The organism is Sinorhizobium americanum (assembly GCF_001651855.1).
GTDB lineage: Bacteria > Pseudomonadota > Alphaproteobacteria > Rhizobiales > Rhizobiaceae > Sinorhizobium > Sinorhizobium americanum.
Genome location: NZ_LNQC01000071.1, coordinates 214238 through 236242, shown reverse-complemented (window position 1 = coordinate 236242; position 22005 = coordinate 214238). Strand labels below are relative to the sequence as shown.

The 22005-nt window shown below is 63.2% G+C and carries 21 protein-coding genes and 1 pseudogene; 4 read left to right on the top strand and 18 right to left on the bottom strand.

Going from position 1 to position 22005, the window contains the following annotated elements; genetic code table 11:
* Positions 1-8: 8 nt before the first annotated feature.
* Both ATC00_RS21665 and ATC00_RS21660 read right to left on the bottom strand, forming a co-directional pair.
* Positions 9-872 carry a class I SAM-dependent methyltransferase gene (locus tag ATC00_RS21665; RefSeq protein ID WP_064254356.1) on the bottom strand — a complete coding sequence of 288 codons (864 nt, stop codon included), beginning with the start codon at positions 870-872 and terminating at the stop codon, positions 9-11.
* 34 nt (positions 873-906) lie between these two features.
* Positions 907-1554, bottom strand: a complete 648-nt coding sequence (locus ATC00_RS21660; RefSeq protein WP_064254355.1) for a TetR/AcrR family transcriptional regulator — start codon at positions 1552-1554, stop codon at positions 907-909.
* Between the two features lie 207 nt (positions 1555-1761).
* Here ATC00_RS21660 and ATC00_RS21655 point away from each other — a divergent pair, with 207 nt between their 5' ends.
* Positions 1762-2655 carry an NAD(P)/FAD-dependent oxidoreductase gene (locus tag ATC00_RS21655; RefSeq protein WP_064254354.1) on the top strand — a complete coding sequence of 298 codons (894 nt, stop codon included), beginning with the start codon at positions 1762-1764 and terminating at the stop codon, positions 2653-2655.
* A 381-nt stretch (positions 2656-3036) separates the two neighbouring features.
* Here the strand turns inward: ATC00_RS21655 and ATC00_RS21650 are convergent.
* The 6 genes and pseudogenes from ATC00_RS21650 to ATC00_RS21625 all read right to left on the bottom strand — a co-directional run.
* A pseudogene (locus tag ATC00_RS21650) lies at positions 3037-3408 on the bottom strand (MFS transporter); the annotation flags it as partial.
* A 69-nt stretch (positions 3409-3477) separates the two neighbouring features.
* Positions 3478-4890, bottom strand: a complete 1413-nt coding sequence (locus ATC00_RS21645) for a M81 family metallopeptidase (protein WP_064254352.1) — start codon at positions 4888-4890, stop codon at positions 3478-3480.
* A 9-nt stretch (positions 4891-4899) separates the two neighbouring features.
* Entirely contained in the window at positions 4900-6819 is a 1920-nt protein-coding gene (locus ATC00_RS21640) for a beta-N-acetylhexosaminidase (RefSeq protein ID WP_064254351.1), read from the bottom strand.
* 22 nt (positions 6820-6841) lie between these two features.
* Complete coding sequence (locus tag ATC00_RS21635; RefSeq protein WP_064254350.1) at positions 6842-7618, bottom strand: SDR family oxidoreductase; 777 nt, start codon at positions 7616-7618, stop codon at positions 6842-6844.
* Positions 7619-7637: 19 nt separating this feature from the next.
* Positions 7638-8501 (bottom strand): MurR/RpiR family transcriptional regulator, encoded by an 864-nt coding sequence (locus ATC00_RS21630; protein ID WP_064254349.1) that lies wholly within the window; start codon positions 8499-8501, stop codon positions 7638-7640.
* A gap of 60 nt (positions 8502-8561) precedes the next feature.
* The gene (locus tag ATC00_RS21625) at positions 8562-8966 is read right to left on the bottom strand and encodes a RidA family protein (RefSeq protein ID WP_064254348.1); all 405 of its coding nucleotides are present in this window, start codon (positions 8964-8966) and stop codon (positions 8562-8564) included.
* A gap of 114 nt (positions 8967-9080) precedes the next feature.
* On the opposite strand from ATC00_RS21625, the gene ATC00_RS21620 reads away from it, so the two are divergent.
* From ATC00_RS21620 to ATC00_RS21610, 3 genes are all read left to right on the top strand, one after another.
* Positions 9081-9569, top strand: a complete 489-nt coding sequence (locus tag ATC00_RS21620) for a hypothetical protein (RefSeq protein ID WP_064254347.1) — start codon at positions 9081-9083, stop codon at positions 9567-9569.
* Between the two features lie 13 nt (positions 9570-9582).
* Positions 9583-11058 carry a M81 family metallopeptidase gene (locus ATC00_RS21615; RefSeq protein WP_064254346.1) on the top strand — a complete coding sequence of 492 codons (1476 nt, stop codon included), beginning with the start codon at positions 9583-9585 and terminating at the stop codon, positions 11056-11058.
* A 219-nt stretch (positions 11059-11277) separates the two neighbouring features.
* Positions 11278-12057 (top strand): SDR family oxidoreductase, encoded by a 780-nt coding sequence (locus ATC00_RS21610; protein ID WP_064254345.1) that lies wholly within the window; start codon positions 11278-11280, stop codon positions 12055-12057.
* A gap of 19 nt (positions 12058-12076) precedes the next feature.
* On the opposite strand, the gene ATC00_RS21605 is transcribed toward ATC00_RS21610, so the two are convergent.
* The 10 genes from ATC00_RS21605 to osmF form a co-directional block, all read right to left on the bottom strand.
* Complete coding sequence (locus ATC00_RS21605) at positions 12077-12577, bottom strand: GNAT family N-acetyltransferase (protein ID WP_064254344.1); 501 nt, start codon at positions 12575-12577, stop codon at positions 12077-12079.
* 2 nt (positions 12578-12579) lie between these two features.
* Entirely contained in the window at positions 12580-13710 is a 1131-nt protein-coding gene (locus ATC00_RS21600) for an ABC transporter ATP-binding protein (protein ID WP_064254343.1), read from the bottom strand.
* Positions 13711-13794: 84 nt separating this feature from the next.
* Positions 13795-15024: an ABC transporter substrate-binding protein gene (locus ATC00_RS21595; protein ID WP_064254342.1), complete on the bottom strand. Its 1230-nt coding sequence runs from the start codon at positions 15022-15024 to the stop codon at positions 13795-13797.
* A 28-nt stretch (positions 15025-15052) separates the two neighbouring features.
* A complete protein-coding gene (locus tag ATC00_RS21590; RefSeq protein WP_064254341.1) occupies positions 15053-15910 on the bottom strand; it encodes a carbohydrate ABC transporter permease in 858 nt (285 codons plus the stop codon).
* Positions 15907-16791 (bottom strand): carbohydrate ABC transporter permease, encoded by an 885-nt coding sequence (locus ATC00_RS21585; protein WP_064254340.1) that lies wholly within the window; start codon positions 16789-16791, stop codon positions 15907-15909. Before ATC00_RS21585 ends, ATC00_RS21590 begins: the two co-directional genes overlap by 4 nt.
* A 13-nt stretch (positions 16792-16804) precedes the next feature.
* Positions 16805-17965 carry a Gfo/Idh/MocA family protein gene (locus ATC00_RS21580; RefSeq protein ID WP_064254339.1) on the bottom strand — a complete coding sequence of 387 codons (1161 nt, stop codon included), beginning with the start codon at positions 17963-17965 and terminating at the stop codon, positions 16805-16807.
* A 162-nt stretch (positions 17966-18127) separates the two neighbouring features.
* Positions 18128-18865 (bottom strand): ABC transporter permease, encoded by a 738-nt coding sequence (locus tag ATC00_RS21575; protein WP_064254338.1) that lies wholly within the window; start codon positions 18863-18865, stop codon positions 18128-18130.
* Positions 18865-19803 carry an ABC transporter ATP-binding protein gene (locus tag ATC00_RS21570; protein WP_064254337.1) on the bottom strand — a complete coding sequence of 313 codons (939 nt, stop codon included), beginning with the start codon at positions 19801-19803 and terminating at the stop codon, positions 18865-18867. Before ATC00_RS21570 ends, ATC00_RS21575 begins: the two co-directional genes overlap by 1 nt.
* Entirely contained in the window at positions 19800-20999 is a 1200-nt protein-coding gene (locus ATC00_RS21565) for an ABC transporter permease (RefSeq protein ID WP_064254380.1), read from the bottom strand. The genes ATC00_RS21570 and ATC00_RS21565 overlap by 4 nt, the downstream gene beginning before the upstream one ends.
* Positions 21000-21072: 73 nt before the next feature.
* Positions 21073-21990: a glycine betaine ABC transporter substrate-binding protein OsmF gene (osmF, locus tag ATC00_RS21560; RefSeq protein WP_064254336.1), complete on the bottom strand. Its 918-nt coding sequence runs from the start codon at positions 21988-21990 to the stop codon at positions 21073-21075.
* Positions 21991-22005: the final 15 nt, after the last annotated feature.

Here is a 22005-nt window from a genome sequence, read left to right as displayed (position 1 = left end):
AATCCCTGTCAGCTTGCCGGATTGCGCGCCGTGACGATCCACGCCGCGCCGTCGATCATCACCGACCGCTCACCTGGGCAGCCCGCGAAGGCGGCACGAACCGCGGCCGAGGCGCGGGCCCGGATGTCGTCGGGCTGATTAGCGAGAGCGCGCGACAGCGGGCCGACCTCGAGTGTCATCTCCACCGCGTCGTCGATTGCCGCGTCCCGCGTCCCCCCCTCGCCGAACGGGATGGAGGCATCGAATGGCGCGATAGCGACATCGGTGAAGCCAGCCGCCGTTAGAATACGCGCCACCCGCCCCTGGTCGCCAAACGAGAATGGGCCAGGCGCTTCGGGATGGAGCGGCGGCATCGGCGGGACGATGCCCTTGATCGCGCCCATCGGCAAGCGCACCCAATCGTTCTCGGCCATGCCGCGCCAGCAGACGAAAGCGACCCGCCCGCCCGGCTTGAGCGCACGGCGCATATGAGCGAACGCCGCCGTAGGAGCGTCAAAGAACATCACTCCGAAGCGCGAGAACAGGATGTCGAACGCGCCCTCGGGCAACTCGGTGCTGCTGGCGTCGGCCACCTGGAACAGGGCCGGCGTATCCTGCGGCGTTAGCGCGCGCGCTCGGCCGATCAGCGGTTCGGATATGTCCACGCCTAGCACATGGCCCGCCGCGCCGACGCGGGCGGCCAGATCCAGACTAGACGCTCCCGCGCCGCAGCCGACGTCCAGCACGCGTTCGCCCGTCGCGGGCGCGGCGGCTTCGATCGCGGCCTGGCCGAACACCGCCATCATGGCATCGAGCCGGGCCTGGTAAGCGACCCAGCGCTCCCCGCTTTGGCCATTCCAGTCGGCAACCTGATAAACATTTTTCTCTGCCATGCTATATCCTTGTTCTGATCCGTTCTTAACAAGGCTATCCGCCCGCGTGGTCGTTGCCACCGTGCGCGGCGATGAACATGGCGACGGCCGACCGGCAATAGGATTCGATTTCGTTGTCGTCCTCTGCTCTCGCCTCATCGAAGCGTGCGATAACCAGGAGATCGGAACCTTTGATAAGCGCGGCGAACAAGCGGGCGGACTGGCGGGGATCGGGGACGTTGAGAACCGCCTTCGCGTGCAACTGACGCAACAGGGCCTCGATTTGAGCGATGATGTGGGCGGGTCCGGCTTCGTAATGGAGCTTGCTTAACGACTTTTGATTAGGCGTGTCGGCCATGACCATGGCTTCGACATTGCGGACGTCCGGGCGCAACAGCGTGCGAAGCAGCGATGATGCCACAGCCATGAGCTGATCTGCGGCCGAACCGTCGACGCCTTCAAAAAGGGCCAGTGGTACAAACTGCTGGCAGCGGGCCGCAAAGGCTGCGCCGAACAGCGCCTCCTTGTTCTCGAAGTGCCTGTAGATGCTGAGCTTGGATATCTTCGCTCGCTGGGCGACTTTGTTCAATGTCGTCGCTTGAAAACCCAATTCCGCAAACAGTTCGCCCGCGGCGTCGACTATCGTTTGGCCAAGCGCCTCGTTGACGGGCCGGCCGCGCCGGCCCCGGCTATTTTCGGTCACGACAATTCCAGTCCTTGACAGTATCGTTATTCTTAAATTACGATACCATGTAGTTTCGTAAATATGCAAGCCAAAGAGTGGATTTTACCCTGTCCTCCAAATCAAGTTTCCCTGGGCAGCTTGGCGATATCGAATGCGTATCGCTGGACGAAATTTCGCGCCAGGCTCAGCCCACCCCCCTCCATAAACAACACGGAGCTTATCACCATGGATGACGTCATCATTATCGGCGGCAGCTTTGCCGGTCTCGCCGGCGCGCTGCAGCTCGGCCGCGCCCGCCGCAAGGTCACCGTTCTCGATACAGGCCTGCCGCGCAACCGGTTCGCCGGCCACTCGCATGGTCTGCTCGGCCACGATCACAAGCCACCGCTGGACATTCTGGCCGAGGCGCGGCAGCAACTGGCGCGTTATCCCACGATCAGGCTGGTCAATGCCCGAGCCGACAGCATCTCCGGCGCCATCGACGATTTCTCCGTCCTCACTGGCGATGGCGAAAGCCTTGGGGCGCGCCGCCTGATCCTGAGCTATGGTGTCGCCGACCAGATGTCTGATGTTCCGGGCTTTGCCGAAAGCTGGGGCACATCCATCGTGCCTTGCCCCTATTGCGATGGCTTTGAAGTCGCTGGCCAGCATTGGGGCCTCGTCTGGTCCGGCCCGCAGTCGCACACTTATGTCAAGCTGTACCACGATTGGACCGACACGTTGACGGTCTTCGCCGATAGTCACGACATTCCGCCCGATATCCGGGCCGATTTGGCGCGCCGCAACATACCTGTCGTTGATGGCCGGATCACCGAAATCGCCCGTCACGGGGGCCATAATGCCACCGTCAAGCTCGATACCGCCCCCAATGTCGCCGTCGACATCCTGTTTGCGCATCCGCGCAACAAGCCGTCCGCAAGCCTGCATGAATCACTGGGCCTCGCCACGGTCGATACGCCCCTCGGCATCGCCCTCAAGGTCAACGAGCGCCGCGAAACCAGCATGCCCGGCATCTACGCCGCCGGCGACCTCGCAAACCCCCTCATGGCCTCGGTCACCACGGCATCATGGCAAGGCGCGATGGCGGGTATCTTCGCCCAGCAGTCGATGCTGGTTTGAGAGCAGAGAACCCCTTCTCCGGGTGCCGCGGGCTATCATATTCTGGAGGTTGCGGGCAGCGGACGGACCGGGCGCTCTAGCTCGCCAAGACCTCCGGCCGCAATCGTGTGGTTACGGAGGCACCTGCCGAGGGCAGCGACCCCGCCTACCCCCTCAACCGTCGTGTACTTAAATGCCTGTCGGCGGGGATGATGTTGCCTCGAAGCAGCATCGCTCACGCCAGTTTCAATGTGGCTCGACCAATCCTAGAAACGGCAGTAGCTTGGCGACTATATGAGCAACCTCAACGCGGTTACTACGCAGCTCTTGCCGTATGTGGCAGGAGCTGGTTTCATATGGTGCTCTGTCCTCTTGGTCCTATGGGTTGGGCGCGTGCAAAGGGAAGAGGAGCGAATTGAGGGCACCGTAGATCGGCAGGAGCAGCAGCCTAGCAAGCATGAAGCTCGCCTTTGCCGGCCAGGCATAGACCATCCCATAGCCGACGATACCGAAGAGAATGACTGCCAGCATCAGGGTGCGATAATTGCCGACCCGGTCTGCGAGGATGCCGACCGTGATGCTGACGACGACGTTGAGAAAAGCGGCCGCGAAGATCAGGGCCGAGTAGAATGCGTCGCTGAGGCCTAGCTCGATAATGCCGACCACGGACTGATAGGGCGAGGTCGCGGCGCCGGCAAAGCCGAAGAGGAATATGGCGAGCATGCTCGCCCGAATGACCGGGTTTCGCATGGCCGTGAGCAGCGCCGAAGACATGGAGGGGTGTTCCGCGGAAGGGCGAGGTCAATCACCCGGGGCCATCGGGCGGGTCGTGCGGCTGCTGCGTCAGGTCCAGCGGGCCGATAGCCGCGCCTTCGGCGTGAAGTCGAAATCGCGATCGAAGGGGAAGATCGGCCGCTGGCGGCGCTCGCTCGCGAGCTTCTCGATGTCCTGATTGACGACACCGTTGGTGAGTGCCATCAGATTGGGATTGGCGATCGGCGCGAGTTCCGGCGAAAGGTAACCGGACTTGACGACCAGCAGGCGGACCGCCTTTGGATCGAGACCGAGCCGGCGGAAATCCTCGATATTGTGATAGGGCCGCCGCCGGGCCGAGAGCACGACGGTAATGCCGTCCACCTCAACCACCGCCTGGCGCTCCGCAAGGGAGCCGGGATCGTCGAGCCTGACGACCTTCGCCGCGGCTTCGACGGCAGCGCTCGAGGGGTCGAGGCTCCCGCCGATCCGAAGGGCTGGGGTCGCACCCTCGCTTGCGGCAAAGCATGCCTCTACCGCCGGCCGATCGGCAATTCCGGCGATCAGCGCGTCCTGCCAACCACGCGCCAGAAGCGCCTTCATGACGTCGGCCCGGTCGCCGACGCCCCCGCCGGTCGGGTTGTCGCCGGAATCCGCCAGAATGATGGGCTTCGTCGTCGCGCCTTCGGCAAAGTCGAGCATCGCTGCGAGGGTTCCGGTCACCGGACCGAAGCGGAAGTTTTCCCGGTCATTCCAGTAGCTTGCGGCGATTTCCTCCACCGCTTTCAAAGCGGCTTCTTTGTCAGATCCGGTCACGACCGCGCAGGCGGTGGCGCGCGGTTCGTCCGCCCAAACATAGCCGACCATTAGATTGGCATCGAGAACGCCGTGCCGCGTATCGAAATCCGGCAGGCGCCCATACAAGCGCCTGGCGGGTTCATCCTCCGTCGAAGTCCGTTCTCCAGGCAGGAGCAGCGGCACTGGCGCCCAGGCGACGCCCGGGCGCGTGTCCGTGCGCAGCGCATCGACCAGCATCGTCCAGGCGCGCACCATGGTTTCGCGCGTATCGATATGCGGCGCCGTGCGGTAGGCGGCGAAAATGTCGATCTGGTCGACGATCCGCTGGCTGACATTGCCGTGCAGGTCATAGCTGACGGCAATCGGGCAGTCGGGACCGACGACAGCACGGGCGGCCGAAATCCAGTCGCCCTCCGCATCGTCCATCCCGTCCACCTTGATCGCGCCATGCATGGCGAGATAGAGCCCGTCGATCGGCAGGGCTGTCTTCAAGCTTTCCGCATAGGCCGGCCGAGAAACCGGCCCGCCGGGGACGGCGCGGGCATGGAGCAGCGGAACGTGCTTCACATCATCGGCGGCGAGGAAGCTGAAATATTTGTCCCCCAGCAATTCCTCGCCTCTCAGGACCCGAAAGTCCTCGACCGACATCAGCACCGGCGAATAGGTGCTGCATTCCGTATGGATACCACCGACGGCGATCCGCATGGCGCAAACTCACAAGGTCGGGCTCAGGGGAGCGATCGCCGCAAAGCGTAGCCAGTCCTTTTCAGCCTTCGGCGTCCAGGCCGCTTCGGCGATTGCCGGCAGGCGCGGGAAGACGAGCCGGTTGAAATAGCCGCGCGACAGGAAATGCTCCGACCAGATACAGGCCTGCACGCCCTTCATGCGGCTCTTCAGCTCTTCCGGAAACTCACCTTCCGCCTCATAGCCATAGGTATGCGCCGGCGTTGCCGTGCCGGCCCAGCTTGCGCCAGGCTCTTGCCAGGCCTCCGCCTGCGCCATGTCGAGATAGTAGGCCTGTCCGGGCGTCATCACGACGTCATATCCCTCGCGCGCCAGCTCGATCCCCACCTTGGGGTTCTCCCAGGCCATTAGCAGCGTGTCTTCGGTTCCGACACCGCCGCCATGGGCGACCTCGTTCCAGCCGGCGAGCTTGCGGCCGCGCGCCGTCAGCATCTGCTTCACCTTCGTCAGGAAATAGGATTGCAGCGCGAAGGTGCCGGAAATGCCTTCCTCTTCCATCAGCCTGCGTGCCAGGGGCGAGGCGAGCCAGGAGCCGTTCGCCACCTCGTCGCCACCGATGTGGATATAGCGGCTCGGGAACAGTTCGACCATTTCGTCGAAGACTTTCTCGAGGAATTCGTAGGTGAGCAAGACGGCTGGATTGAGCGCGTTGTTGGGGTAGCCTTGAACGGAATGATAGCTCTCCGGCGCCTCCTGGCCATCCGCGAGCTCGGGAAGTGCTACGAGCGCCGCGGTGCTGTGGCCGGGAATGTCGATCTCCGGCACCACCTCGACATTGAGCGCGGCCGCATGCGCGACGATGGCCTTGACTTCCTTCTGGCTGTAGAAGCCGCCCGCGGGCTCCGCCCCGTTGCCAAGCTGCGGCAGCAGCGGCTCGTCGGGCCCGCGCAGAACGCCGAGCGTCGTCAGTGTCGGATAGGCCTTAATCTCCAGCCGCCAGGCTTCGTCGTCCGTCAGGTGCCAATGGAAGATGTTGAGCTTGAACCAGGCGAGAATATCGATCAGCCGCAGAACGTCGGCGGCCGGATAGAATTGCCGCGACACGTCGAGATGGCAGCCGCGCCAATCGTAGCGTGGCCGGTCGGCAATCGTGCCCGACGCGGGAAAGCGGAATTTTCCGGCATGGTTGCGGGCGCCGTCGAGGAGCTGCGCAAGCGTCGTCAGGCCGTATTGCCGTCCGGCGGCGGCGCCATAGTCAAGCCGGATGTCGCGGGGGGAGAAGGCAAGCCGGTACGCCTCGGGCGCCAGATCAGCGCCCTTTGCGAAGATGATCGGGACACCCTGCCCCGACGGTGCAAGGCTGAACGGGGCGTGCCCGGCGGCAAAGAGCCGGTGAAACAGCGCCAGCACGTTAGAGACCGCCTCGACATCCTCCGGGCTGCTTCCCGGGGCCGGGTAGAGGACCACGGGAAATCCTTCTCCTGCCACGGCATCAATCTTCGCCGGCCAGGGCTGCAGCGCGAATGGCAGGTCGAGTCGTCCTACGGGCAGACGGGCCGGCGGCGGTTCGCTGGTGGCACCCTCGAGCCGAAGATCCGAGACCGCCACCGGCACATGCTTGCCATCGGACAGCGTCAGATAGGCCGACTTCGCCCCGTCGGTGCAGTGCTTGGCCTGCCGGTGAAGGCCGCTGACCACGAAGGTCCAGCTTTCTCCCGGCTGAAGGGTCAGCCCCTCGGGTGGCGCGAATTCATGGAAATTGGCGTTGCGGCGCAGGAAGACGGCGTCCTCGCAGGCAGCCGGATCGATGACTCGGGTCAGCGAGGTGTAGACGAGACGGAAGCCGCTCAGAACCCTACCGGAAAGATTGAAGAGACTGAAGGTGAAGCGTCCGTTGGGGCCGCCATCCGGCTGCCAGGCAGATTCGAGGCGATAAGAGACCGGCTGCATGAGCATCCTCCAATGGGATTGGTCAATAATGGCTGGACTGCGAGAACGTGCGGGCGAGTTCGGTCTGGCCGGCGGTGAGGCCGCAGTCGACCGGCAGGCAGACCCCCGATATGGCTCTTGCCTGCGGCCCGGCCAGGAAATGGACGGCATTCGCAACGTCTTCGGGATCGACGATGCGCTGAAGCGGATACCAGCGCTTGGCCTCCTCGAAGACCTGCGGATTGGCGGAGGCCCGGGTCTCCCAGGCCTGGGTGCGCACCGTGCCCGGCGCCACCGCGTTCGAGCGAATGCCGAACTTGCCGTATTCGACGGCGATGAGCCGGGTCAGATGCAGGAGGCCGGCTTTGGCGCAGCTATAGGCCGGATGACCGAAGACGCCCAGGCCATTCACCGAGGCGATATTGACGACCGAACCCCTGCTTTCCTTCAGCATTTTTTCGACCGCCCGGAAACAGAGGAATGCGGCTTCGAGATTGAGGGCATTGTCCATCCGCCAGATTTCGTGCGTCGTTTCCTGCAGGCTGACGGCGCGCGCCGCGCCGGCATTGTTGACGAGCGTATGGACGACGCCAAGTTCGGCCGCCGATGCAGCCATGGCCGCCACGCTTGCCGCATCCGTTACATCGCAGGCGACGGCGGCGAACCGTTCCGCTGCGCCGAGTTCGCGCGCAACCCCGGCTGCCGCGTCGCCGTCGATATCGGCGAGAAGGACGAGGTCGTGGCCGTCCGCCAGGCGACGGGCGATGGCCCGGCCGATGTCGCCGGCCGCGCCGGTGACGATCGCTACGGATCTCGGCATGGGCGGTTGCTCTGCCACATCAGTCTCCGAGAAGCTGGCGATCGTCGCCATCCCTGTGCGCAACCAGCTGCTGCTTGATGCGCCTGAGCGTCGCGGTCGCCTGCGGTTGGACGCGATAGGCGACCAAGCTGGCAAGGATGTCGACCAGCGCCACATAGGCAATGCGCGTGGATGTCGGCCGGTAGATATTGTTGCCTTCCGGCAGATCGACCGGAACGGTGATGTCGGCGGCGCGCCCAACCGGGCTGCCGGTCTGGGTAAGTGCGATCGTCGGAACCTTGGCGTCGCGGGCAAGGCCGAAGGCACGCACCAATTCGGCGTTACGACCGGAAAAGGACGAGCCGATGATCACGTCGCTCTGCCTGGCGGCTGCCGACAGCATCAATTGCATGCTGTGGTCGGAACTCGCGGTGATCCGCAGGCCGAGCCGGAACAGGCGGTTCTGCAATTCCCCCGCGATCATCGAGGAATTGCCGCCCGAACCGAAGGCATAGATCATTTCCGCGCCGGCCAGGCGGTCGGCTGCCTGTTCGAGGGCGGCAAGGTCGAGCGAACGATGCAGCAGGAACAGCGCGTTCTGCGCCTTGGTAATGATGTCCTGGGCGACATCGCCGGTCTCCTGGCTTTTCGGCTCCGGCTTCAGGTAGCGCATCCCGACATAGGCCGTGCGCGCCAGCTGCACCTTGAAATCGGAAAAGCTCTCGCAACCCAGCCGGCGGCAGAAGCGCGTCACCGTCGGCGGCGAGACATCGGCCTTGCCGGCAAGCTCGATGATCGATGCGTTGACGGCAAATTCGAAGTCGTTGAGCAGAATGTCGGCGATGCGGCTCTCCGACTGCGACAGCCGCTCCTTTTCATGCTGCAAGGTTGCGAAAATATCCATCCGGACGGCCACTCCTATCTGAGCCGCGAAATGCGGGTGGAAATCCGCACACACTTTTCCTCATCCCGCGACATGTCGGGCGTCCTTGGGCTTATAGGCGACGCAGTCGATCTCCACCTTGCAATCGACCATCATCGAAGACTGCACGCAGGCACGTGCCGGCGGGTGAGCTCCGAAATATTCCTGATAGATCTTGTTGAAGCTCCAGAAATCGCGCGGGTCGTCCAGCCAGACGCCGACTCTCACCACGTGTTCGATACCGTAATCGGCCTCCTTCAAAATGGCCAGCAGATTGCCGATCGCCTTGTGGGTCTGCGCGACGATATTGCCGTCTACGATCTCGCCATTTTCCATGGCAACCTGCCCGGACACATGTAGCCAGCCGTCTGCCTCCACAGCGCGCGCGAACGGCAGCAATTTTCCGCCTGCCCCGATCTCTTCGGCGCCATAACGTTTGATAGACATCAGGAACCTTGTGCAAATTATTTTCGCGTTACGTTGACAAATCACCACAGAAAGTCAATTTTGGCCAGAGAAAAACGCCATCCATGAAAAGAATTTCAATAAGGGGCGAAACACATGCGGAATCCCTTCCAGAATCCTTTCCCCGTCAGCGACGCCGCCCGGCATCAGATCTGGGAGATGCTGGTGACACGCGACATCGACGCTTTCCTGGCCGCCGACTGGTCGCTGGTGGCCGCCGATTTTGTCGAAGAGGGTTTCATCGGCATCGATGGAAAACGGGCGGCAAGCCCTGACGATTGGCGGCTGGCGTTTCCGTCGCTTGCTGCCTATCGCGACGAGTGGCTGCGCCAGGCCCGGGATTTTGCCGAGCAGTCCTTCGCAGAAGACGCGCGCGCGGCGATTTTCACGACCACGACGCTTGAGGATATCGAGACCAACGGCGACCGGGCGCTCGCCCGCAAGAAGTTCGATGGCGAGATCAGGAAGACCGACGGCAGCGTCGATGTCCTGAAGTGGCAAACGGTCTATTATTGCCGGCTGCATGAAGGCCGGTGGAAGATCTCTGGCTTCACCGGTTATCTGCCGAATCCGATGGGTCATTGAGAAGGCGACGGCATTGCGCATTTTTACCGCGGCTTTGGCCACCGAAACGAACACCTTCTCTCCGATCTGCATCGACAGGCGCGCCTTCGAAGCGTCGCTTTATGCGCCTCCCGGCAAGCATCCGGAAACGCCGACGCTCTGCACCGCGCCGATCACCGTCGGCCGCCGCGTGGCGGCGGAGAAGGGCTGGCAGCTGATCGAGGGGACGGCCGCCTGGGCGGACCCCGCCGGCCTCGTCAACCGGCAAACCTACGAGGAGTTGCGCGATGAGATCCTCGGGCAACTGCGGTCGGCCCTCCCTGTCGATGCCGTCGTCCTCGGGCTGCACGGAGCGATGGTCGCCGACGGTTACGAGGACACCGAAGGCGATCTCCTGACGCGCGTGCGCGAGATCGTCGGGCCGGACGTGCTTGTCTGCGTCGAGCTCGACCCGCACAGCCATCTCACCGCAAAGCGCGTCGCGGCCGCCGATTTTTTTGTCTTCTTCAAGGAATTTCCGCATACGGATTTCGTCGATCGCGCCGAGGACCTCTGGCGCATTGCCGTCGACACGCTCGAAGGGCGCGTCCGTCCGGTCATGTCAGTGTTCGATTGCCGGATGATCGACGTCTTCCCGACGTCGCGCGAACCGATGCGCAGCTTCGTCGACAAGCTGATGCGGATCGAGCGCGAGGATCCGGACGTCCTGTCGCTGTCGGTCGTGCACGGCTTCATGGCCGGCGACGTCCCGGAAATGGGCACCAAGATGGTTGTCGTCACCGACTGCCGCCCGAAGAAGGGCCAGGCGCTCGCCCGCGAACTCGGCCTCGAACTCTTCGAAAGGCGCGGCACCTTCCGCATGCCGGAAATCGACGAAAAGCAGGCGGTCGCCGCGGCGATCGCCGCGCCCGCCGGGCCGGTGGTGATCGCCGACATGTGGGACAATCCCGGCGGCGGCACGGCGGGCGATGCGACCGTCGTGCTCGAGGAACTGCTCGCGAACAGCGTGACGCATGCAGCGATCGGCACCATCTGGGATCCGATGGCCGTGCAGATCTGCATGGCGGCGGGCGAAGGCGCCGAAATCCCCTTGCGCTTCGGCGCGAAATCGGCCCCCGGCACGGGCCATCCGATCGATGGCGTCGTCAGGGTGGTGCGGCTGGTGCGCAATGCCGAAATGCGCTTCGGCGAGAGCATCGCGCCCTTCGGCGATGCGGCGCATATCCAGTATCGCGGCATCGACATCATCTTGAATTCGACACGCGCCCAAAGCTTCGACCCGAGCCTGTTCTTGGTCATGGGTATCGATCCGAGCGCGAAGAAGATCCTGATCGTCAAATCGACCAACCACTTTTACGCCTCGTTCTCGAAGATCGCCTCGCAAATCCTCTACTGCTCGGCCGGAACGCCCTACCCCAATGATCCGGCAAAGACGCCCTATCGGCGCGCGCGGCGTGACATCTGGCCGATCACAAGCGATCCCCACGCCCCGCAACGCGGGGCGGCTTGATGGCGAAACCGCATCCGGGCGTCGTCTCTGCACGCCGCTCGACATGATGGCGCAAGGGCTCGACCAGACCGCCAGGGCGTCGGTAAGCTATTTAAACGCTGCAGGAGATTGCCCGCCTTTCGGAAGCGGTAGCGGACATCACGCGGCGAGCATGAGGCCGCCCTGCGCCCTCGGCAGTCTGCCAATCAAGTCGTAAAAACAGAACTATCGGAGTATCGCATGGATCTGGGTATCAAAGGCAAGAGGGCGCTGGTCTGCGCCGGTTCCAAGGGGCTGGGTCGCGGCGTCGCCGAAAAGCTCGCCGAGGCGGGCGTCATCCTGACGCTCAACGCGCGCGAGCCGAAACAGCTTCGCGAAACGGCTAGCGCCATCAGTAAGGATTATGGCGTGGAGGTCGGGATCGTCGCCGCCGACGTCACGACGGAGGACGGCCGCGAAGCGCTCCTGCGGGCGGAGCCGCGTCCGGATATCCTGATCACCAATGCCGGGGGACCGCCGCCGGGCGACTGGTCGAGCGTGACCGAAGACAATTGGCTGGAGGCGATCAGGTCGAATATGCTGGCGCCGATCCTGCTCATGAAGGCCGTCATTCCCGGCATGATCGAGCGGAAATGGGGCCGCATCGTCAACATCACCTCGGCCTCGGTCAAATCGCCGATCCCGGAACTCTGTCTCTCCAATGGGGCGCGAACCGGGCTCACCGGCTTCGTTGCCGGAACGGCCCGTCAGGTCGCCCGCCACGGCGTTATCATCAACAACCTGCTGCCCGGATCGCATGCCACGGAGCGATTGGAAACGCTGCTCGCAAAATCCGCCAAGGCACGCGGGATTTCGCTCGATAAGGCTCGCGCCGAGGAATATGCGCAGAACCCGACCGGGCGCGTCGGCACGCCGAGCGAGTTCGGCGCCGCCGCGGCATTCCTGTGCAGCCAGTATGCCGGCTACATCGTCGGCCAGAACCTTCTGCTCGACGGCGGCGCGCTGAATTCGACGCTGTGAATGCGCAGGCTCTCATGGCTCAATCGACGATCCGCCGGACCATGATGATGTCGTCGACTTCCCGCCCGTTGCGGATACAGCCGCCGGGAATACGGCCGACCCCCTCGAACCGCTCGCGGCGGTAGAAGGTAATTGCCGCCGCGTTTTCGGCGCTGACCGACAGCTCCAATTGCCGGATGCCTTGATGCCGCGCGTGGTCGGTCACCGCCGCCAGCAGCAGCCCTGCGGCACCGCTGCCGCGCAAGCTCCGATGCACGTAGACCATGACCACGGTGGCGCGATGCGCCATCCTGCTGGCGCTCTGCCGCAGCAGGCCCATGATGCCCACCGGCTCGTCGCTGCGGAAGGCGACGAAGACGGGATTGTCGGTCAGCCGCCGGCGCCATTCGCCCTCCGGAAGCTTTTCCCAATCCGCCACGCTGCTGGCAAAGGAATCGGGCTCGGTGCGCAACGCCTCGAGCCGGATGCGCCGGAAGGTCTCGACATCGTCCGGACCGAGCAGTCGTATCGATACGGTCACGCTCAGGCCGCCGGATCAAAGAGGGCCAGATCGATGTCGGTCATCTCGACCCGACGCTCGAAGGCCACGCCGTTTTCGTCGAAAAGGTGGCCGTCAGCGGCGCGGATGCCGGTCGTCACCTGTTCTTCCGCGCGGATGACGGCGGTACCCGGCAGCATGGCGCAATAGTTCTCTCCCTCACCGCCGAGCGAAGCGTAGGCAACCGTGTGTGCTCCGAGGCGCTCGATGACCGATGGGTTGATCACCAGCGTCAGGTCGGCGGAGCCCGTCTGGATGTGCTCCGGTCGCACGCCAAGCGTCAGCGAACGGCCAACCATACCGCTGCGGGGCGTAACCGGTAGGACAGCGGTCTGTCCTCTGTAGTCGATTTCGACGCCGTCCTCGCGCAGGCCGGTGCATGTGACCGGCAGAAAATTCATCTTCGGATGGCCGATGAAGCCGGCGACGAAGATGTTGGCCGGTTTGTGATAGAGTTCGAGCGGCGCGCCCGTCTGGGCGATCTCACCGGCATTCAGCACGACGATCCGGTCCGCCATCGTCATCGCCTCGACCTGGTCGTGGGTGACGTAGATCATCGTTGCCCTCAGTTGCCGGTGAAGTTTCGCAAGCTCGATGCGCATGTCTGCGCGCAGCGCCGCGTCGAGGTTCGAGAGCGGTTCGTCGAAGAGGAAGATTTTTGGCTCGCGCACGATCGCCCGGCCGATCGCCACGCGCTGGCGCTGCCCGCCCGAAAGCATGCCCGGTTTCTGCTGCAGCCGCTGGTCGAGATGGAGGATGCGCGCCGCATGCTCGACCTTCGCCTTGAGCTTCTCCTCCGCCATCTTTTCCACGCGCAGCGGAAAGGCGATGTTCTCGAACACGGTCATGTGCGGATAGAGCGCGTAGGACTGGAAGACCATGGCAATGCCGCGCTTGACCGGCGGCAGGTCGTTGACCCGCTTGCCGTCGATGACGATGTCGCCGGCCGTCGTCTCGTCAAGACCGGCGATCATTCTAAGCAGCGTGGACTTGCCGCAGCCGGAGGGGCCGACGAAGACCACGAATTCGCCGTTCTTCACCTCGAGTTCGATGCTCTTCAGCACCTCATAGGTGCCGTAGAATTTTTGAACCTTGTTGAGTTTGAGTTGTCCCAAGTCACTCTCTCCGGCCGCCGGCGAAGGCGGCTTATCCGCGAATTGGAGGGACCGCGGGAGCTGAGCCCCGCGGTCCTCTCGGGCTTACTTGTACTGTTCGAGATCGGCAGCGGCCTTTTTCAAGGCATCGGCCGGTTCTGCCTTGCCGGTGACGACCGACTGGACCATTTCGATCATGGTGTTCTGGAAGCCTTTGTAGTCCTTGAAGAGCGGCTCCGGTCCACCATAGGCGATCCCGTCGATCAAAGGCTTCCAGGATGCATCGGCCTTGACGAATTCATCCACCTTCGGCGACGGGCGCAGCGGCGTCAGCCCCGCGCCGCCCTGCAGTTCGTACTCTCCCTGCGGACCCGGAGAGGTGATGAACTTGGCGAATTCGATCGCCTTTTCCTCGACGCCGGTATCCTTGAAGATCGCCAGGCTGTCGGTGATCAAGAGCGTGCCTTCGCCCTTGGCCGAGGGGCCGAGCGGCAGCGGCGCAATGCCCCAGTTGATCTTCGTCCCCTTCAGCAGGGCGGCGGCGCCCGAGCCCGACTGGATCATGCCGACTTTCCCATCAAGGAAGATGGTCCGGATTTCGTTCTGCTCGTAAGCCGTGCCCCCTTCGACGGAATAGGGTGTGATGTCTTTGTAAGCCTGCAGGGCCGCCAGCACTTCGGGGCTGTCGATGACGATCTTGTCGCCGTCGATCACCTTGCCGTTGTTGGTGTAAACCCAATGCATGAACTGGTGCATAGTGTTGTCGAAGGTTTTGGCCGGCAGACCATAGCCGGCAATGCCGGTTTTTTCCTTGATCTGCTTTGCGAAGGCGATTTCGTCAGCCCAGGTCTTCGGCGGGGTTTCCGGGTCGAGGCCGGCCTGCTTGAACAGGTCCTTGTTCCAGTAAAGAGCCTTTGTCGAAAAGGCGATCGGAACGCCCCACTGGGTTCCCTCGAAGGTCACCGTGTCGACGATGTTCGGATAGTAGCTCTTCTTCTCTTCCTCGGTCATCGGAACCGGAACAATCAGTTCGTTCTCGGCGAATTCCTTGAGCGTGCGGGATCCGACATAGGCCATGCCGACCGGCGTGCCGGCCGCCGCAAGTGTCGTCGCCTTGTCCTGGCACTGCGCCCAGCCGACGACTTCCGGCGTCACCTTCCAGCCGGGGTTCTTGCCTTCCCATTCCTTGATGTATTTCTCGTGGATCGGGTCGATCTTGTCGCCGCAATAGATCCAGCTGATCTCCTGGTCGGCGGCCTGTGCGGCAACGCTGCCGAGCGCGGTCGATCCGAGCAGGGCAAGCGCAAGAAACGCGGTTTTGTAAGCGATGGTCACTGTAAGACTCCCGTTCTCTGGTGGTTGCTTATTGTTTCACCGCGCCGGCGGTCAGGCCGCTGACGAGATAGCGTTGAAGGAAGAAAATGACGATCACCGCCGGTGCAATGCCGACGAAGCTGGCGGCCATCAACTCGTTCCAGACGACCTCCTGGCGGCCGAAATAAGCGAAGAGCCCGACCGGCAGCGGCATGTATTCGGTCTTGGAGTTGAAGGTCAGCGCGAAGATGAACTGCTGGGCATAGGAGCCGATGAACGTGGTGATCGCGACCACGGTGATGCCGGGCATGGCAATCGGCAGGATCACGCGGCGAAGCGTATAGAAATGGCTCGCGCCATCGACGAAGGCCGCTTCGTCCAATTCGCGCGGGATGCGCAGCATATAGGTGCGCAAGAGCCAAATCGCCGAGGGAATGAGGAAGGCGACCCCGGGCACGATCATCGCGAAATAGGTGTTGAGCACGCCCATGCTGCGCATCAGCCGAAAGAGCGGGATCAGCAGCACGGCGCCCGAAAACATGTTGACCGCCAGGAAGGCGCCGAGCAAGGCGCCGTTGCCCCGGAACCTGAAGCGCGCGAAGGCGTAGGCAGCCGGCACGACAAGCGCCAGCACGACAGCCGTGACGATGAAGGAAACAAGGAACGAATTGAAGATGTAGCGGGCAAATCCCGGCACGCTCACCCACATGGTCCGATAGGCTTCGAAGGAGCCGTTCTCCGGCCAGAAGCGATAGGGCGAGGAAAATAGCAGGCTGAGCGGCTTCAACGACACTAGGAAGCCTTCGACGAAGGGCGCGAGAATGAAGCTCAGGAAGACGAAGATCCCCGCATAGATACCGGCGAGCTCGTACCAGCGATAGCGGTTGATCATGGCCGGCTGGCTCATCGGCTTTCTCCGGAGGCAAGGCGGTGGGTGACGCGGAAATAGGTGATGCAGAAGATCGACAGGAAGATGCAGATCAGCACCGCGCGCGCCGCCCCCTCCCCGTATTTCTTTGAGCCGATCGCCGTCCGATAGGTGTCGATGATCATCGTCGTCGTGTCGCCATTCGGCCCGCCCTGGGTGAGGATCCAGATGATGTCAAACGAGTTGAAGGTGGCGATCAGCGACAGCATCGACATGGTGATCATCGACGGCACGAGCAGCGGCAGGGTGATGCGGCGGAAACGGTAAAAGCGCCCTGCCCCGTCCGTCCAGGCGGCCTCGTAGAGGTCCTGCGGGATCGCCTGCATCGAAGCGAGCATATAGAGGGTCACCAGCGGCACGCCGATCCAGACATCGGTGATGATCGTTGCCCAGAAGGCCGTCGAGCCGTGCGCCAGGAAGGCGACCGGGCCGCTGACCAGCCCCAGGTTCTGCAGCAGGCCGGAGATCATCCCGAACTGGCCGTTATACATCCAGCCCCACATGAAGATGCCGATCGCCATCGGTACGATCCAGGGCGGCATGGTCAGCACCCGGAACAGCGCCCTCCCCGGCACGGCGGCATTCAGCATGACCGCGCCGAAGGTGCCGATGATCATTTTGATCGCCACCGAAAAGGCGGTCCATACGAAGGTGCGGATGATCACTTCCGCGAAGGTAGCGTTGAAAATCTTGTCGTAATTGGCCGTGCCGACCCATTTGGTGGTCTTCTTGAGCGAGGCATCCGTAAACGACAGAATGAATGTATCGACCAGCGGATAGGCGACGATCACCGTCACGTAGAGAACGGCCGGAAGAAGCAGGAACCAGGCGAAGATGACGGTGCTGCGGCGAACACTCATGCCCCTCCCCCCGCTAGGCCGCACGGGCGTGCAGGGCTTCGTCGAAGCGGTCCCAGAGCGGCCGGAGATCGATGACCTGCCGCTTCATGCGCGCCTCGTCCATGGAGAGCGCCAGAATGCCCGCCTCCAGCGCATCGAGGGGCGAGACCGGCAGCGGGCCGCCGTGCTTGACGTGGGCGACGATCTCGGCCGCCATCTGCTCATCCGCACCATAGTGCTGCGAGAGCGCCGTCTCCGTGGCATATTTCTTCTCGACGACCTTCCTGCCGGAGAGCGCCTCGTGGACGTCGAGATAGCCGCGGATGAAGTCGCCCTCCGCCATGCCGCGCGATCCCATCACGCAGAAGCGGCGAAACTGGTCCGGCACGTTGAGGTTGGTGTGGAAGTTCATCGCCACGCCGTTGGCGTATTCGATGATCGCCACCTGATAGTCGATGATGTCGCCGTCGCTGTCGAAGACCTTGTCGGAGCCGAGCCAGCCGCTCGGCTTGCGGTGGAATAGCTGCAGATCGTTGACGCCGTCGCGCGCGGGATCATTGGCAGGGGTGAAGCTCTTGCGGCCGCCGAAACTCGCCACCCGTTCCGGCCGGGCGCCGACGACGCCGTTATAGAGGTCAAGGTCGTGGCAGCATTTCTCGAGCATGAAGCTGCCGGCATAGCGTCCGTAACGCCGCCAGTCGCGCATGAAGAATGCGCCGTGATAGGGTTCGATATGCTCGGCCGCCTCGATAGACACGATCTCGCCGAGGGTTCCGGCTGCCTGCGCGGCACGAAGATCCCGGTACATCGGCGCATAGCGCAGCACGAGGCCCACCATCAGCCGGTCGTGGCCATGTCTTGCGAGAAGCGCGGCAAGGTCGACGCTCTGTTCGATCGTGCTGACGATCGGCTTTTCGCAAAAGACCTTGAGGCCGGCTTCAAGGCCGATGCGGATATGCTCGAGATGCATGTGGTTCGGCGAGCCGATCATCAAGAGGTCGAGTTTCTCGCCCCCAATCAGTTCCTCGGGCGTCGCATAGGCCGTTCCCGCCGAAATGCCCTTTTCCGCAAGCGTGGCAATACCGGCGGGGGCCGGGTCGACATAGCCGGCGATCTCGAAGCTGTCGTCGATCGCCTTGAAGACATAGCCCAGATATCCGAGACGGAATCCGAGTCCGATTATCCCGACTTTCATGCTGATGCCGTTCCCGTTTCGTAATTTATTTTCGTAGACTGGGATAGAATTTTCAGCACGTCAACAAAAATTCGAACATTCCGAGAAAATGTGAAATTCATTTTCATCAACGCCACTAGGCGGTTCCCGGGCGGAGGAGCTCTCCGGATCGACAATCCGGAGCTATGCGTGGGTGCGTCCCGCGAGCGTGCGCTCCAGGGCCTGAAGCATGTCGTGAATGAGCACGGCGAGCGCCGCAACGATGAGGCCGCCTTGCAGGACAAAGGCGAGATTGTTCGACTGCAGGCCGGCAATGATGACTTCGCCGAGGGTCTTGGCGGCAACGGTCGAGCCGATCGTTGCGGTCGCGAGGCTGATCACAACCGAAAGCCGGATGCCGGTGAGGATCACCGGCAGCGCCAGGGGAAGCTCGATCTGGAGAAGCCTTTGGCGTTCGGTCATGCCTGCACCGCGCGCCGCCTCGATCACCGCGAGCGGCAGCGTCGTCAGCCCCGTCAGGGCATTCTCGAAGATCGGCAGCAAGCCATAGAGAAAAAGCGCGATCAGCGTCGGCTTCTCGCCGAAGCCGAAGATCGGCACCGAGAGCGCCAGCACCGCCACCGGCGGGAAGGTCTGGCCAATATTCACGAGGCTGCGCGACAGCGGCAGGAATTCGGCACCCACCTCCCGCGTCACGAGGATCGCCAGCGACACGGCAACCACCGTCGCGGCCAAAGTCGCGACGAGCACGGTTCGAAGATGGAGGAGCGTCAGCCAGAAGAGGCTGCCCCGATTGTAGACCGCCGGTGCATTCTCCTGCACTAGCGGCTCGAACAGCGGCTCGAACAAGCCGGGCTGCAGCAGGAAGGCCAGCAGGACGAGGAATACCGCCAGCCGCAGGAGCGTCGGGAGCGATGGCATTACCGTGGCCTCGCGGCACGTTTGACGAGGCCGTCGAGGCTAATCTTGCCGAGGATGGAGCCGTTCGCCGCCGCAACCGGCAAAGCGGAACGCCCGGACCACAAGAGTTCGGAAAGCGCCTCGCGTTGGCTCAAGCCCTCCGGGATCGGCGTGCCCTCCGCAGCGCCGGGTTCGACGGCGTCGCCTGCCGTCTCGATGGCCAACAGGCGGAATGGCCTTTCCGTGGCGCCGATCAGTTCCTCGACGAAGGGGGTTGCGGGGCGCACCAGCATCTCGGCCGGCGCTCCATGCTGCACCACTTCGCCCTTGTCCATGACGGCGATCCGGTCGGCGAGATGGAAAGCCTCCTCCATGTCGTGGGTGACGAGGATGATCGTCGTGCCGAAATGCTTCTGGATGGCGAGCAGGTCGTCCTGCGCTTTGGCACGGATGATCGGGTCGAGCGCACCGAAGGGCTCATCCATCAGGAGCAGGTTCGGCTCCGCCGCAAGCGCCCGCGCGACTCCGACGCGCTGCTGCTGGCCGCCGGAGAGCTCGTGCGGATAGCGCGGTCCGAAAAACTCCGGATCGAGCTGGAAGAGCGTCAGCAGCTCTTCGACCTTGGCCCTGATGCGCGCCCTTTCCCAGCCGAGCAGCGTCGGCACGGTGGCGATGTTCTCGGCGACCGTGCGGTGCGGGAAGAGGCCGTGGCCCTGGATCGCATAGCCGATCCGGCGGCGCAGTTCGAATTCCGGCACCAGGCGATTGTCCTCGCCGTCGATCCGGATCATGCCGGAGGTCGGCTCGACCAGGCGGTTGACCATTCTGATCAGCGTGGTCTTGCCCGAGCCCGATGTCCCGACGATGACGGTGATCGTATGCGGCATGACGGTGAGCGAAACATCGCTCACCACCTCGGTTTCATCGTATCGCTTTGTTACGCGGTCAAATTCGATCATGCGGCCTTGCCCCGGCTGTGTTTCGGACCCGTCACTTCGATCAGCGCGTCGAGGACGATCGCTGCCATAAAAGCGAGCAAGACGGTCGGCACGGCACCAAGCAGCACTAGATCCATGGCCGTCTGGCCGATGCCCTGGAAGACGAAGACGCCGAAGCCGCCGCCGCCGATCAGCGCGGCGATGGTGGCAAGCCCGATATTCTGGACGAGCACAATACGGATGCCGGCAAGAATGACCGGAAACGCCAAGGGAAACTCGACGCGGACGAGCCGCTGCCCTTCAGTCATGCCGAGCCCGCGTGCGGCGTCGTTGGCGGCGCGCGGCACGCCGGCGAGGCCGACGACCGTATTGGCGACGACAGGCAGCAGCGAATAGAGAAAGAGCGCGACGAAGGCCGGAGCGACGCCGATGCCACGGACGCCGATCGCTTGAGCGCCTGGAACATGCGTCGCAACCCAGCCGAGCGGGGCGATCAGGATGCCGAAAAGAGCGATCGACGGAATAGTCTGGATGGCATTCAGGACATTCAAGACGGCCGCCCGCAGCCGATCGACGCGGTGACAGAGAATGCCGAGCGGCAGTCCGAAGGCGGTTGCCACGGCGAGCGATCCGAGCGCCAGCGTCAGGTGACGGCCCGCCTCTGCCCAGAACGTCTCGGCCCGGCTCGCATATTCCTTGAGAATCGACAGGCCGTCCCATTGGCCGGTGGCGAGCATTGCGCCGATGAGCGCCAAGGCCCCCGCGAGGAATAGAAGCCGGAGGCCGGGTCCGGGGTTCAACCTCGTCAACGCATCGGCGACCAGAAGCGCAAAGGCAAGGACGAGTACCCAGAAGCCCGAGGCCGGCGAGACGCGGGCATAGGCATTGTCCGCCGGCGCCAGGCTGCCGGCGGCACGGCCGACGAGAAAGCAGAGCGCGACGAGCGCCACAAAGGCGGCCGCCATGCGCACGAGGACGGAGGTTCTCAGAACCGCAACGATGGCACCAAACATCACAACGGCAAGAAGCCCGTAGCCGAGGGATGGCGGCAAAGCTTCCAGGATCGCCTTTCCCTCCCCCTGGACGATGCGATTTGCCCGGAATGTCGCGAAGGGCGCAAGGAACGCACCGTAAAGCGCCAGAGCCGCAATGATCACGCCGAGCTTATCGAAAGGGAGGGGTCTGCGCTCTGTTTCCCGGATGACACCGATCGCCATGAAATGATCCGCTCGACGCACTTTTCGCGAGGCCTTGTCCGATCCAGCGTCGGACAAGGCCTTTCTCGTCAGCCTACTTCAGGAAGCCGTTCTTCTTCAGAAAATCCTCCGCAACCGCCTTCGCCGGTTCGCCGCCCACCTGCACGCGGCCGTTCAGTTCCTGCAGCGTGACGAGGTCGAGCTTTTCGAAGACGGGCTTCAGGAGAGTCTCGATATTCGGATTCTCCTTCAGAACGGCTTCCCGGATGATCGGCGTCGGCTGATAGACCGGCTGCACGTTCTTGTCGTCCTCAAGGACGACGAGGCCGGAGGGCGCAATGCCGCCATCGGTGCCATAGACCATCGCCGCATTGGCACCGTTCGTCTGGTTTGCCGCCGCGGCGATGGTCGCAGCCGTATCGCCGCCCGACAGCGTGATGAGCTGCTCCGGCTTCAGCGTGAAGGCGTAGGCGGTCTGAAAAGCCGGCAGGGCAGCCGCGGAGTTCACGAACTCGGAGGAGGCCGCCAGGATGACCTCCCCGCCGTCGCTGACATATTTGCCGAAGTCGGAAAGCGTCTTGAGGCTGTTCTTCTCGATCACCTCCTTGCGCAGAGCGATCGCCCAAGTGTTGTTGGCCGGCGACGGCGTCAGCCAGACGATCTTGTTGGCATCGTAGTCAAGCTTCTTTGCCAGTTCGTAGCCTTTGGCCGCATCCTTCCAGGCGGGATCGTCTGCCTTCTCGAAGAAGAAGGCGGCGTTGCCGGTGTATTCGGGATAGATGTCGATTTCGCCGGCCGTAATCGCCTTGCGGACGACAGGCGTAGCGCCGAGTTGGACCCGGTCGGTGGTCTTGATGTCGTTGGCATTCAACACGGCGAGAATGATGTTTCCGAGAACGCCGCCCTCCGTGTCTATCTTGGAGGAAACCACGACGTCGGCGTTTGCCGCGGCGGTACTCAGAGCAAGGGCTAGAGCGGTGCCGATAACTGTGTTCATCAGGGTCAGGCGCATGATTGTCTCCCTCAT

Excerpts from the sequence above, each read along its gene's own strand:
- ATC00_RS21580 (WP_064254339.1), bottom strand. The coding sequence starts at position 17,965 with ATGAAAGTCGGGATAATCGGACTCGGATTCCGTCTCGGATATCTGGGC.
- ATC00_RS21565 (WP_064254380.1), bottom strand. The coding sequence starts at position 20,999 with ATGGCGATCGGTGTCATCCGGGAAACAGAGCGCAGACCCCTCCCTTTC.
- ATC00_RS21645 (WP_064254352.1), bottom strand. The coding sequence starts at position 4,890 with ATGCGGATCGCCGTCGGTGGTATCCATACGGAATGCAGCACCTATTCG.
- ATC00_RS21655 (WP_064254354.1), top strand. The coding sequence starts at position 1,762 with ATGGATGACGTCATCATTATCGGCGGCAGCTTTGCCGGTCTCGCCGGC.
- ATC00_RS21625 (WP_064254348.1), bottom strand. The coding sequence starts at position 8,966 with ATGTCTATCAAACGTTATGGCGCCGAAGAGATCGGGGCAGGCGGAAAA.
- ATC00_RS21575 (WP_064254338.1), bottom strand. The coding sequence starts at position 18,865 with ATGCCATCGCTCCCGACGCTCCTGCGGCTGGCGGTATTCCTCGTCCTG.
- ATC00_RS21640 (WP_064254351.1), bottom strand. The coding sequence starts at position 6,819 with ATGCAGCCGGTCTCTTATCGCCTCGAATCTGCCTGGCAGCCGGATGGC.
- ATC00_RS21620 (WP_064254347.1), top strand. The coding sequence starts at position 9,081 with ATGCGGAATCCCTTCCAGAATCCTTTCCCCGTCAGCGACGCCGCCCGG.
- ATC00_RS21630 (WP_064254349.1), bottom strand. The coding sequence starts at position 8,501 with ATGGATATTTTCGCAACCTTGCAGCATGAAAAGGAGCGGCTGTCGCAG.
- ATC00_RS21665 (WP_064254356.1), bottom strand. The coding sequence starts at position 872 with ATGGCAGAGAAAAATGTTTATCAGGTTGCCGACTGGAATGGCCAAAGC.
- ATC00_RS21610 (WP_064254345.1), top strand. The coding sequence starts at position 11,278 with ATGGATCTGGGTATCAAAGGCAAGAGGGCGCTGGTCTGCGCCGGTTCC.
- ATC00_RS21590 (WP_064254341.1), bottom strand. The coding sequence starts at position 15,910 with ATGAGCCAGCCGGCCATGATCAACCGCTATCGCTGGTACGAGCTCGCC.
- ATC00_RS21635 (WP_064254350.1), bottom strand. The coding sequence starts at position 7,618 with ATGCCGAGATCCGTAGCGATCGTCACCGGCGCGGCCGGCGACATCGGC.
- osmF (WP_064254336.1), bottom strand. The coding sequence starts at position 21,990 with ATGCGCCTGACCCTGATGAACACAGTTATCGGCACCGCTCTAGCCCTT.
- ATC00_RS21585 (WP_064254340.1), bottom strand. The coding sequence starts at position 16,791 with ATGAGTGTTCGCCGCAGCACCGTCATCTTCGCCTGGTTCCTGCTTCTT.
- ATC00_RS21570 (WP_064254337.1), bottom strand. The coding sequence starts at position 19,803 with ATGATCGAATTTGACCGCGTAACAAAGCGATACGATGAAACCGAGGTG.